The sequence below is a fragment of the Thalassospira sp. B30-1 genome (assembly GCF_015767575.1).
Taxonomy (GTDB): domain Bacteria; phylum Pseudomonadota; class Alphaproteobacteria; order Rhodospirillales; family Thalassospiraceae; genus Thalassospira; species Thalassospira xiamenensis.
The window spans coordinates 4200689-4212714 of the sequence record NZ_CP065232.1 but is presented as its reverse complement, the minus strand read 5'-3'; the positions used below and the strand labels follow the sequence as shown (position 1 = coordinate 4212714).

Annotated in this window: 13 protein-coding genes; 9 read left to right on the top strand and 4 right to left on the bottom strand. The window is 54.5% G+C overall.

What is annotated here, in order from left to right; genetic code table 11:
* Nucleotides 1-43 precede the first annotated feature (43 nt).
* The 8 genes from IT971_RS19625 to IT971_RS19590 all read left to right on the top strand — a co-directional run bounded on the left by IT971_RS19625 (nt 44) and on the right by IT971_RS19590 (nt 8126).
* Nucleotides 44-1096: a MaoC family dehydratase gene (locus IT971_RS19625; RefSeq protein ID WP_063092546.1), complete on the top strand. Its 1053-nt coding sequence runs from the start codon at nt 44-46 to the stop codon at nt 1094-1096.
* A gap of 272 nt (nt 1097-1368) precedes the next feature.
* The gene (sdhC, locus tag IT971_RS19620) at nt 1369-1749 is read left to right on the top strand and encodes a succinate dehydrogenase, cytochrome b556 subunit (RefSeq protein ID WP_007088829.1); all 381 of its coding nucleotides are present in this window, start codon (nt 1369-1371) and stop codon (nt 1747-1749) included.
* Nucleotides 1750-1776: 27 nt separating this feature from the next.
* Entirely contained in the window at nt 1777-2160 is a 384-nt protein-coding gene (sdhD, locus tag IT971_RS19615) for a succinate dehydrogenase, hydrophobic membrane anchor protein (RefSeq protein ID WP_007088830.1), read from the top strand.
* A gap of 4 nt (nt 2161-2164) precedes the next feature.
* A complete protein-coding gene (sdhA, locus tag IT971_RS19610; protein WP_063092547.1) occupies nt 2165-3961 on the top strand; it encodes a succinate dehydrogenase flavoprotein subunit in 1797 nt (598 codons plus the stop codon).
* A 25-nt stretch (nt 3962-3986) separates the two neighbouring features.
* A complete protein-coding gene (locus IT971_RS19605) occupies nt 3987-4769 on the top strand; it encodes a succinate dehydrogenase iron-sulfur subunit (protein WP_063092548.1) in 783 nt (260 codons plus the stop codon).
* A 143-nt stretch (nt 4770-4912) separates the two neighbouring features.
* The gene (locus IT971_RS19600; protein ID WP_063092549.1) at nt 4913-6619 is read left to right on the top strand and encodes a DUF4153 domain-containing protein; all 1707 of its coding nucleotides are present in this window, start codon (nt 4913-4915) and stop codon (nt 6617-6619) included.
* 56 nt (nt 6620-6675) lie between these two features.
* On the top strand, nt 6676-7452 hold the full coding sequence (locus IT971_RS19595; RefSeq protein ID WP_223304889.1) for a type IV pilus biogenesis/stability protein PilW: 777 nt from the start codon (nt 6676-6678) through the stop codon (nt 7450-7452).
* On the top strand, nt 7449-8126 hold the full coding sequence (locus IT971_RS19590; RefSeq protein ID WP_063092551.1) for an HAD family phosphatase: 678 nt from the start codon (nt 7449-7451) through the stop codon (nt 8124-8126). The genes IT971_RS19595 and IT971_RS19590 overlap by 4 nt, the downstream gene beginning before the upstream one ends.
* Nucleotides 8127-8165: 39 nt before the next feature.
* On the opposite strand, the gene IT971_RS19585 is transcribed toward IT971_RS19590, so the two are convergent.
* Genes IT971_RS19585 through puuE form a run of 4 tightly spaced genes read right to left on the bottom strand, consistent with a single transcriptional unit; the run spans nt 8166 to nt 11247 of the window.
* Nucleotides 8166-8678: an ureidoglycolate lyase gene (locus tag IT971_RS19585; RefSeq protein ID WP_063092552.1), complete on the bottom strand. Its 513-nt coding sequence runs from the start codon at nt 8676-8678 to the stop codon at nt 8166-8168.
* A gap of 4 nt (nt 8679-8682) precedes the next feature.
* On the bottom strand, nt 8683-9714 hold the full coding sequence (gene alc, locus IT971_RS19580) for an allantoicase (protein WP_063092553.1): 1032 nt from the start codon (nt 9712-9714) through the stop codon (nt 8683-8685).
* A 51-nt stretch (nt 9715-9765) separates the two neighbouring features.
* Complete coding sequence (gene uraD / locus IT971_RS19575) at nt 9766-10293, bottom strand: 2-oxo-4-hydroxy-4-carboxy-5-ureidoimidazoline decarboxylase (RefSeq protein ID WP_063092574.1); 528 nt, start codon at nt 10291-10293, stop codon at nt 9766-9768.
* A gap of 33 nt (nt 10294-10326) precedes the next feature.
* Nucleotides 10327-11247, bottom strand: coding sequence for an allantoinase PuuE (gene puuE / locus IT971_RS19570; protein WP_063092554.1), 921 nt, complete (start codon nt 11245-11247; stop codon nt 10327-10329).
* Between the two features lie 421 nt (nt 11248-11668).
* On the opposite strand from puuE, the gene uraH reads away from it, so the two are divergent.
* Nucleotides 11669-12022 (top strand): hydroxyisourate hydrolase, encoded by a 354-nt coding sequence (uraH, locus tag IT971_RS19565; protein ID WP_062960626.1) that lies wholly within the window; start codon nt 11669-11671, stop codon nt 12020-12022.
* Nucleotides 12023-12026 lie beyond the last annotated feature (4 nt).

Here is a 12026-nt window from a genome sequence, read left to right as displayed (position 1 = left end):
TGCCATCCCGTCAGACCAAGCGCCATAAATGCAGGGAGGCACCATGGCATCGAAAACAAATCCCGGAAATTATTTTGAGGATTTCCGCATCGGTCAGGAAATGCGCCACGCAACACCGCGCACGATCACGACCGGTGATGTCGCACTTTATACCGGCCTTTATGGTTCCCGTTTTGCGGTGCAGTCATCTGATGAATTTGCCCGGCGGATCGGGTTTGATCGCGCGCCTGTGGATGATTTTCTGGCGTTTCATATGGTTTTTGGCAAAACCGTGCCAGATGTGTCGTTAAATGCGGTTGCCAATCTTGGTTATGCCGGTGGGGTGTTTGGCGCGCCGGTCTATCCTGGCGATACGGTCAGTACGGTATCGACCGTGATCGGGCTTAAGGAAAACTCGAACGGCAAGAGCGGTGTGGTTTACGTCAATTCCATCGGTCGTAATCAGCGCGGCGAGATGGTGCTGGATTACAATCGCTGGGTCATGGTGCGCAAACATGATGAAAGTGCCGGGGCACCTGAAACAGTTCTTCCTGAATTGCCAGGCGTTGTTGCGCCAGAGGCATTGCAGATACCCAAAAGCCTTGATCTGTCGGCCTATGATTTTGAGCTGGCCGGGGCATCCCATCGTTGGGGTGAATATGCGATTGGCGAAAAAATCGATCATATCGATGGCATGACCATCGAAGAAGCCGAACACCAGATCGCAACCCGTCTTTACCAGAACACGGCCAAGGTTCACTTTGATCAGGTTGCGGCAGGTGCCGGGCGGTTTGGCAAGCGGCTGATTTATGGTGGGCACATCATTTCACTGGCACGTGCATTGTCCTTTAACGGGCTTGGCAACGGTTTTCGTATTGCTGCGATTAATGCCGGTGCGCATGCTAATCCGGCTTTTGCCGGCGATACGGTGTTTGCTTGGTCGGAGGTGCTGGACAAGTTTGAAATTCCGGGGCGGCGAGACATCGGTGCGCTTCGTTTGCGTCTTGTTGCGGTGCGCGATCGGCAGGCATCTGACTTCCCGTTACGTGACGCAGAAGGAAAATATGACTCCGGCGTTCTTCTGGACTTTGATTATACCGTTTTAATTCCCAGATAATCTGGCAGGTGCAGTCTTGCGTATTAAGGTCTAATTGTGCGATTGCTAAATGCACGTTACGCCGTTTTCTGCATTAAGGGGGAACCCTTGGCCCTTCCCGCGGGTCGTAGACGGCACAAGAGAGGTCAACTACGTAGTTTAACCGAGGCGAAAACGGAATTTGATCGCGGATTTCTTTGGATTTCAAAGGTGTCTAGATTGACTCAAACCCGTTGCATGGGTAAATAAACCCTGCTTTCCCGCCAGCTACTTTGAGAAGAGGCAAATCCGCTATGAGCAAAGCCAATCGGCCGCTGTCTCCGCACTTGCAGGTGTACCGGCTTCCGATGGCAGCCAAGATGTCCATTTCGTTCCGTGCGATGGGTGTCGGTCTTGCCATTGGTTTCGTATTTCTGGCGTCCTGGCTGATTGGTGCCGGCGCTGGTCGTGATGCATTTGACGGCTATCACGCATTTTTCACCTCGTGGTTTGGTCTGCTGCTGCTGTTCGGTTGGACGGCGGCATTTTATTACCATGCTTGCAACGGTGTCCGGCACCTTGTCTGGGATACCGGTCGCGGCCTGACGAATGAGGGCGCCAGAAAAGGCAACCCGATCGTCTTTGGCGCGGCAATCGTGCTGACCATTCTTACCTGGATTATCGGTCTGGCCTAAGGCCGGGCAAGAGGGGACAAACCTGTCATGAAAATGCAATCCGATCTGGGCCGTGTTCGCGGCCTCGGTTCTGCTAAAAGTGGCTCGTCGCACTGGTGGACCCAGCGCGTTACCGCTGTCGCAAACCTTCCGCTCGGCATCTGGTTCATCATATCGATCCTGTCTGGCCATACGGCCGACTATGATGCAGTCCGTGATTGGCTGAGCTCGTATTTCCATTCGACCATGATGATCCTGATGATCATCAGTGTTTCTGTGCACTTCACGCACGGCCTTCAGGTCGTGATCGAGGATTATGTGCACAACCGTAAAGCAGAAATCGTATCGCTGTTCCTGATCAAGGCTGTGGCCGCATTCCTGTCGGTTGCTGCCATCGTGTCGGTCATGCGTATCGTTTTTGCCGGAGCCTGAACCAATGAGCGAATCATATAAAATTATCGACCATAACTACGACGTCGTTGTTATGGGCGCAGGCGGCGCCGGTCTTCGTGCGACGCTTGGTACGGTCGAAGCCGGACTGAAAACCGCCTGTATCACCAAGGTCTTCCCGACCCGCTCGCACACCGTTGCGGCGCAGGGCGGCATTGGTGCATCACTTGGCAACATGTCCGAAGATCACTGGCAGTGGCATATGTATGACACCGTCAAGGGCTCCGACTGGCTCGGTGACCAGGACGCGATCGAATATATGTGCCGTAACGCTGTTCCGGCTGTTCATGAACTTGAACATTACGGCATGCCGTTCTCGCGGACCGAAGATGGTAAAATCTATCAGCGTCCGTTCGGTGGTCATACCCGTGACCACGGTAAAGCGCCGGTCGAACGTGCCTGTGCCGCGGCTGACCGTACCGGTCATGCCATGCTGCACACCCTGTATCAGCAGTGCCTGAAACACAAAGCCGAATTCTTTGTCGAATATATCGCCCTTGATCTGATCATGGGTGACGACGGGTCGTGCAAAGGTCTGGTCGCCTGGGATCTTGATACCGGTGAAATCCATCGTTTCAACGCCAAGATGACCATTCTGGCGTCGGGCGGTTATGGTCGCGCATTCTTTAGCTGCACCTCGGCCCATACCTGCACCGGTGACGGTCATGGCATGGTCGCACGTGCAGGCCTTGGTCTTCAGGACATGGAATTCGTTCAGTTCCACCCGACCGGCATTTACGGTTCTGGCTGCCTGATCACCGAAGGTGCGCGTGGCGAGGGCGGTTATCTGACCAACTCCGAAGGCGAACGTTTCATGGAACGTTACGCACCGACCGTTAAGGACCTTGCGTCACGTGACGTCGTTTCGCGCGGTATGGCACAGGAAATCCGTGATGGTCGCGGTGTTGGCGAACACGGTGAATACATCCACCTGCACCTTGAACATCTTGGTTCGGAAGTGCTGTGGGAACGTCTGCCGGGTATTACCGAAACCGCAAAAATCTTTGCCGGTGTTGATGCGACCAAGGAACCGATCCCGGTCCTGCCGACGGTTCATTACAACATGGGCGGCATTCCGACCAACTATAAGGGCGAAGTCCTGCGTCCGACCGCGGATAACCCGAACGCAATCGTTCCGGGTCTGATGGCGGCCGGCGAAGCGGCCTGCGTGTCGGTCCACGGTGCAAACCGTCTTGGCACCAACTCGTTGCTCGACCTTGTTGTTTTTGGTCGTGCATGTGGCTTGCACGCCGCCGAAGTCGTCGATGCCAAGGCATCCTACAAGGAACTCAAAACCACCGATGGCGACGAGGCTATTGCACGTTTCGACCGTCTGCGTTGGGCAAAGGGTTCTCGTCCGACCGCCGAAATCCGTCTGGAAATGCAGCGCGTCATGCAGGGCAATTGCGGCGTGTTCCGTACTGCCGAGATTCTCAAGGAAGGTGTCGAAAAGCTTTCCGCGACCGCAGCAACGCTTCCTGATGTTGCCGTGTCGGATCGTTCGCTGATCTGGAACTCCGATCTCGTCGAAACGATGGAACTCGAAAACCTCATGGTCTGCGCTGCTGCAACCATGAATTCCGCCGAGGCCCGTCACGAATCACGCGGGGCACATGCCCACGAGGATTATCCGAAGCGTGATGACGAAGTCTGGATGAAGCACACGATTGCGACTGTCGATTGGGACAAAGGGTATGGCGTTGATCTGACCTATCGTCCGGTCAATAACTTCACCCTTACAGATGAAGTGTCGTATATCGAGCCGAAAGAGCGCGTCTATTAAGGCGCGGCAAGAGAGGATTTGAGAGATGGTAGAATTCAATCTTCCCGCCAATTCGGTCGTTAAAGAGGGCAAGTCGTTCTCTGCACCGGCTGACGCGACAAACACCCGCAGCTTCAAGATCTATCGTTATGATCCTGACAGTGGCGATAACCCGCGTACCGATACTTACGACATTGACCTTGATAAGTGCGGTCCGATGGTTCTTGATGCGCTGATCAAGATCAAGAACGAGATCGACGCGACCCTGACATTCCGTCGTTCTTGTCGCGAAGGCATTTGCGGTTCGTGCGCGATGAATATCGACGGTCGCAACACGCTTGCGTGTCTGAAACCGATCGAGGACATCAAGGGCGAGGTCAAAATCTATCCGCTGCCGCATATGCCGGTGGTCAAGGATCTGGTGCCGGATCTGTCGCAGCCTTATGCACAGCTCGCCTCGATCGAGCCGTGGCTGAAGGCCGATAGCCCGACTCCGCCCGATGGCGAGCGTCTGCAGTCGCGTGAAGAACGCGCGAAGCTTGACGGTCTGTGGGAATGCATCCTGTGCTTCTCCTGCTCGACCGCGTGCCCGTCTTACTGGTGGAACTCCGACCGTTATCTCGGCCCGGCTGTTCTGTTGCAGGCTTATCGTTGGCTGGCTGACTCGCGTGATGAATATACCGGTGAACGTCTCGACGCGCTCGAAGATCCGTTCCGCCTGTATCGTTGCCACACGATCATGAACTGCACCAATACCTGCCCGAAAGGCCTGAACCCGGCATTGGCGATCACCGAAATCAAAAAGATGATCGCAGAACGCCGCGCCTGATCGGCTTAGACCATAAAAAAGTCTTTTTAAGACAAAAAGTTAAAGCCGCCGGAGATCGGATGATCCCGGCGGCTTTTTCTGTTTTAATACTGTTTATAAAGACAACCTGACCCGAACAATCGGGCACGAGCAAAGGCAAACCGATGAAAAAAGCGCATTGGCTGTTCCCCCTTAGCGGCGCGGCATATGGCTTCGCATTCTGGTATCTGATCGATTATCGCTGGGAGGATGACTATCTTCTGGCGAGTCTAATGACCTTTATTGCCGCACTGGCCTATTGCAGCTGGTTTGCCATTGGCGTGCGTCGTCTGCGTGATGATCTTGCGGTGACGTTTGTTTTACCAACCCTCGCAGCCCTTCAGGTGCTGGCATTTCAGCATCTGGTCGGGTTCGATCATACCGATGATGTCGCCATTTTAGGTTTGCTCGCCTGTCAGGCGTTTTGGGTCGGGCTTGCTGTCGCCATATGGCGGATATGGGGGCCGTTGCAGACGACTGTTTTACCAAACTATCCGGATCGGGCGGCACTGGTGCCCGAAATCTGGTCAATCAAGCTGGCATTGGCATTTGGTTTGGTCGGGGTTGGTGTTGTCTGGCCCGTTCTTTATGCCTTGTCTTCGCTGTTTATGCTGGTGGGGATCGACCAGATTTGGGACCTGATCAGTGAGGCGTATGTTGCGATGCCCCTTTCGGGGGCGGCTTTTGCCACAGGTATCCTCATTGCGCGTGAAAAATCGGGGCTTCTGATCCCGGTCCGCCAAGTGATTGGCGGAATGTTCCGCATTCTTTATCCGATTCAGGCTCTGGGGCTTTTCCTGTTTCTGATTGCGGCGGCATTGGGTGGCTGGGAAGTTCTGCTGGATCAGGAATTTGGTGTCTGGTGGACCGTGATGGCCGCCGCAGCAGGGTTAAGTTACCTACTGTTTGGGGCGGTGCAGGCAGGCGAAGGTGTAACCTTGTTTGGCCGGATCGGTGATCGTGTCTTTCGCTTTACATTGTGGATGGCACCGATTTTTGCCCTGATTGCGATGGCAACGATTTATATCCGGGTGCGTGAATACGGACTGACCCCATCGCGGATTTATGCGATCTGGGCGGCGGTATTTGTCTTGATGGCGACGATATGGCTTTCGGTGGCGGCATTTGGCCGTCGCCAGTCAACCCCGGTATCGTTGCGCCGGGCGTTTGGCCATATCGCGATTTGTGGGGCCCTGACGGCCTTTATCATACATCTGCCGTTGCTTGACCCGGTCAGCATTTCGGCGCGCAATCAGCAAAGCCGTCTTTTGTCGATGGCAGACTGGGACACGGCTGATCTTTCTTTCATTGCCCGAAATCTTGGAATGCCGGGCGAGAAGGCACTTGCTGAACTTGACGTGGCAAAACCCGACACGGTGCCGCCACTTGCTGAACTGCGCAGCCATATCGATTCCGATGCCGGACGGGTGATGGGCGAAATTGACAATATTCCGGTTTATCCTGCGGAATATCGCGTGCCTGGGGAAGCCGTAACCGGATTGCTTGAAGCACAGCTTGAATATGATCGCCGCTTCTGTCGCAAGGAAGGTTCAGGCACAGGAGCCCCGGACCAGTGCGCATTGTTGCTGGTCGATCTTGACGGCGATGGAATGGAAGAAGCAGCCTTTTTCACGGCGCGTGATTATGTTGATATCTATCGTTATGAGGTCGCGGATGATGATTGGCAGATTGTGACCAGTTTCTTCCATGGCCAGAACGAAATCGACCATGCGGCAATGTTGCGTGATCTTGCCGATGGTAATTTCAAAGCGGTTTCACCCCGTTATTCCGATCTTTTGATCGGTGGGGTGCAGTGGGGCCAGTATCGTTAACGCCTGCCTAATCGGGACAGGCTATGCTTTGTCATCACATGAAACAGCATCAGGGAATGACTGCTTTGTTGATCCGGACACATCATCTCATTGCGGGCCTGGCCCTTCTAACGCTGGCGGCCTGCGGCGATACCTCTGCGAAATGGGAGCCTCAGGATATGTTCGCAAGCCCGGCGGAAAAGCCGGTTGACGAACGATACCGGGCGATGATCGATTTCAAGGCGCTATCGCGTGACGAGGCAGGGGTTGAATATGCCGCCGGGCCGAGCGCGACCGTGCTGGGCGCGGTTGAAGAATCCGTTGCCCTTTGTCAGGAAAAGGGTGGCAAGGGATGCAAGGCGGTCCGTGTCGGTCTGACATGGGTTGATGGTCTTGATAGCGATGCCATCAAGGCGGTGATGGAAACCTATCGCAACACCATGCTGGCAGAAGCAACGCAGGCATCGAATGCGGGGAATGCCGGTGCGGCGAACTGGCTTGCCTTCCATTATGCGGTTCGTGGTGAAAATTTGGGTGAAGCAGAACGTCTGATCAAGCGTGCCTTGCAGGTTGCACCCGGTGATCCCGGTGCGCTCGATACCTACGGGCTGGTGCTTTATAAGCAGGGCAAATATCAGGAAGCAGAAGAGATATTTGTGGCTGTAAACAAGGCAATGCCGACGGCTGAACATCTTGCGCATTTTGCCGAAAATGCCCTTGCGATGGGCAAAACCGAAATGGCACGCGCGGCTTATCAGCGCGCCCTTGAGGCGCAGCCAAGTGCGGTGCTGTCACAGGAAATCCAGAAACGGTTGCTTGCCCTTGATCTGGGTGGCGGCGCGGCAACACAGTGATCAATCTTGTCATCTTTGATTGCGATGGGGTGCTGATCGATAGTGAAGTGCTGTCGTTTGCCGTCGATGTTCAGATACTTGCAGGCTATGGCATTGAAGTCTCGTCGGATGACCTGGCGCGCCGTTTTGGCGGTGTGTCCTATGCCGGGATGGTCGACTGCCTGAATAATGATCACGCAACCGCGATTGACGCCGTGCAGTATCAGAAAGAATGTGAAGATCTGCTCGGAAGTCTTTTTGAAACAGATCTGCGGGCGATTGGTGGCATTGACGCGGTTCTGAAATCACTTGATGTGCCGGTTTGCGTTGCATCGGGCAGTGATTTGGCACGCCTTGATACCTGTCTTGGAAATACCGGTTTGCTTGATTTCTTCGAGGCGCGGATTTTCTCGGTCGAGGAAGTGGCAAATGGCAAACCGGCCCCGGATATCTTCCTGCATGCGGCGCGGGAATGCGGTTCCAAACCGGAAAACTGTCTTGTGATCGAAGACAGCCCCGCCGGGATTATTGCCGCCGGGGCGGCCGGGATGCGATCCGTCGGATTTCTTGGTGGAGGCCATCGAAATCCGCAAGATGCCGAAATGTTAATGCAGGCCGGGGCCGAGGATGTTGTCGGTGATTCCAGCGAACTGCACCGGTATCTTGGCAATCAGGGACTGGCAAAACGACCCTGATCGCAATTGATCAGGGTGCAATGTCTTGTGATCGTTTTCTCAAGTCTGGGGCCAGTCAAGCGTTACAGGCGTATCATCAACCATCGGCAGATCAATTTCGTTCAGGTTGTTGCCCGGGCCGCTGCGATCCACGATCAGAAAATCACTTTCTGGTTCAAGCGCCAGAAGCGGGTGGTGCCAGACATTCTTGGCATAAGTCACACCTTGTGTCCCGTCCGAGATAAAGGCGCGTAGGTCTTCGAGGGCAGGGGTATCTGAACCCTCTGCCACAACAATCAGGAACTTCTGACCGCTTAGAGGCACGAACGCCTGGGAGCCCAGTGGATGGCGTTCCATCATTTTGATTTCAATCGGCATCGGGCGCGGTGTGCCGCGAAAAATGCTGATGATTGGTATGCCACCTTCGTCCCCGACATCAACGCGCGATATGTCGTGAAACCGCGTTGTTGTCCCCAGATTGATTTTATATTCGTCCCGCGCGGTGGCGGTGGATATCACCTCGCCAAACGGGGCAAAAGCCGCGGGGTTTAGCGGTTCGACTTTCAGTTTCATAGTCTTATCGCTTTGCCGGTTTGCCAAGAATGCGCAGGCGGCTGATCCCGCCATCGGGAATGGAATTGACGCGCAAATGCGATACCGGGCCGAGCTTGGCGATGACCGACGCATCAAATTCGTGGATATGGTCGGCCTGCATTTTCTGTTCAGGCAAAATGGTTTGCCAGAACATCGAACGTGCGCGCAGCGACTTATCCTTTTCACCATCCACATAGGCGGCCTGAATGGAAACCCGGTCGGGATAGTTGCCCTTGAAGTGGCAGGTGTCGACGATGATTTTCTCGATCTCGCCAGGATGGCCGAGCTCAACGATAAGCCACTCGTTGCCGGGTTCGCGGCGCCGTCTGGTTTCCCAGCCATCACCCATATTGATGCCTCTGCCCGGGGCCAGAATGGCATTCGGGTTGCCATAATGGGCATCCGACCATGTCAGGACCACGCCGCCATTGATCATGGCTGCCAGATCAATCTGATCGGCACTGCTTGCCATTTTTGACCAGTCCCGATCCGGGCGGCCATAAACGCGCAGACGGGCAATGCCTCCATCGGGATAGATATGCAGGCGGACATGGGTGAAAACGCCCTCTGCCGTGACGTCAGCATAATGGTGGGCTTCTGCGCCGACACCGGCACGCAACCCGATCGGGGCAACAATTTCGATCCAGGTTGTATCTTCGGCGGGATCACCATCCGGGCAATAGCATGCCTCTAGCGATGCGGCGGGCGGGAAGTTGCCGGTGAAGTGGCTGGTATCGATATCGACACCGTAAATCCGGCCCGATGTTGCCAGCCGTACCACACAGTAATCATGACCTTCCACACGTTTCCGGCGGCTTTCCCAGCCATCCATCCACTTGCCATTGTCATCATATTTATCCGGATAAAAAATGGCATCGGCGGTTTGCAACATGCGTTGCTTGTCGGCAAAGAAATCGTCGGTCGCAAAGATTGCTTCTGCGCCCAGACGTTCGTCGGCCAGATTGACAAAACGCCGGGTAAATTCCGGGGCATCAAGGTTTGTGTGGTGGCTCATGGCTTTTAAATCCTGATTATTGGTTATTTTGTTCGGGCCAGTCATTGGCGATCAAAGGGCTTCGAGGCGCAGCTTGGCGATACGGTGTACCTGATTGATGGCCTCGTTAAATTCGGTTTCAACATCGTTTTTAACGCGGCGTTCGAATGCGTTCAGGATGTCGGTCCGATGGAACCCTTTGACCGCAAAGATGAACGGGAAACCGAACTTCTTTTTGTAGTCGTCATTCAATTTCGTAAACCGGGCAAGTTCATCGGGCGTACATTGATCAAGTCCGGCACCGGTTTGTTCATTCTGCGAGGAATGCGTCAGTTCCGCCAAGGCAAGCTTGCCTGCAAGATCAGGGTGGGCGCGAAGCAGTGTCAGTTTGTCATCGCCAACCGCGCCATTTACCACGGCTGCCATGGCATCGGCGAGCGCATCGGGGGCATCAAGGGCAGACGTGATGCCGCGATCATAAAGCTGCTTTGCGATCCAGGGGGAATGTTCGTAAACCCCGCCATACAGCGAGACAAAGGCGCTTTGCGCCAAGGTGCTGGGCGGTCGGGTTTCGAACAATGATTTTTCAGGTTTGGTCATAACGGCCATTTCAGTTCTTGTTTTTCTTGATGCTTATTTGTTTTCGGTAAACGGATGATGTTCACGCCAGTGACGCGCAATATCGACGCGACGTGCAAACCAGACATCATCATGACCGCGCACATAATCGACAAAGCGTTTCAGGGCTGCAAACCGCCCCGGCCGGCCGACAAGACGGCAATGTAAACCAACCGATAGCATCCGCGGCGTTTCGGCACCTTCTTCGTAAAGCGTATCAAAACTGTCTTTCAGATACTGGAAATACTGTTCACCGGAATTGAAGCCCTGCATGGCGGCAAAGCGCATGTCGTTGACGTCAAGCGTATAGGGAACGATCAGATGCGGTGTGTCTGTCAGAGTTGACCAGAAAGGCAGTTCGTCGCTGTAATCATCGGCGTCATACAGGAAGCCGCCTTCTTCGGCGACAAGCCGTCGGGTGTTCGGGCTTGTACGCCCGGTATACCAGCCAAGCGGGCGCTCCCCGGTCACATCCCTGATGATGTCGATCGCCTTGTAAAGATGTTCGCGTTCAAGTTCTTCGGGGAAGTATTGATAATCGATCCAGCGATAGCCGTGCGAGCAGATTTCATGACCATCGCGCATCGCGACTTCGCCAACCTTCGGGTGACGGGCCAGCGCCATGGCAACGGCAAAGATGGTGATCGGAATTTGCCGTTCGCGGAACAGGTTAAGGATGCGCCAGACACCAACGCGCGAACCATATTCGTAAATCGACTCCATGCTCATATGGCGAACGCCTTCGCGCATGTCGGCACCGATGATTTCCGACAGAAATGCCTCGGACGCGCGATCCCCGTGTAGAACGCAGTTTTCACCGCCTTCCTCGTAATTCAGCACGAATTGGACCGCAACACGGGCCTTGCCCGGCCAGTTGGCCTTTGGCGGATTGGGGCCATAGCCAATCAGGTCGCGTGCATAATTTTGTTCGGTCATCTTTGGCCTCTCCTGATATCGCAACGCCCGGCTTTGTCATGCGGGCTGTTTGGTGTAGCATTAACCATAGGTCGCAGCGCAGCAAGGAAGAACTCCTGCGCGCTGATTGATGGATGATTATGCCGCACTATCAATATGACTTTGATAATGTTCCTGGACGGGAAATCGCTTTGGCCGGTTTTTTATTGGCTTTTAGAAGCTTTTTATCCGGCTTTGATAGTATTCTGCACGAAGCTGTGGCAATCGTTTTTCAAAGAATTATTGATATAGTTTCACTTTATCACCTCTTTCCACGATCCGTGTCCTAATGCGACCTTTTTGAAACGCTATAAATTCGTTCGGCATAAAACGATCAACCAGAAAAGCCGACCAGGGAAGAAGCGACCGACCACCGCATGAGAGAGAAAAGAGGAGGCCCGGCATGGGACGACTGACTACCCATGTTCTAGATACGGCAAAAGGTTGCCCGGCGGGCGGCATCCGGATCGAGCTGCACCGTTTTGGTGACGGCCATGATGATCTGGTCGCCGAAGCCGTAACCAATGCCGACGGGCGAACCGATGCGCCAATGCTTGATGGTGCTTCGTTCAAGCCGGGCGAGTATCAGCTTGTCTTTCATGCAGGTGCGTATTTCGATGACATCGGTCTTGATCTGCCGGAACCGAAATTCCTTGATCAGGTTGTAATCCGGTTCGGTATTTCAGATGCGCAGGCGCATTATCATGTGCCGCTGCTGCTTTCGCCGTTTGGCTATTCCACCTATCGCGGTAGCTGAGGCC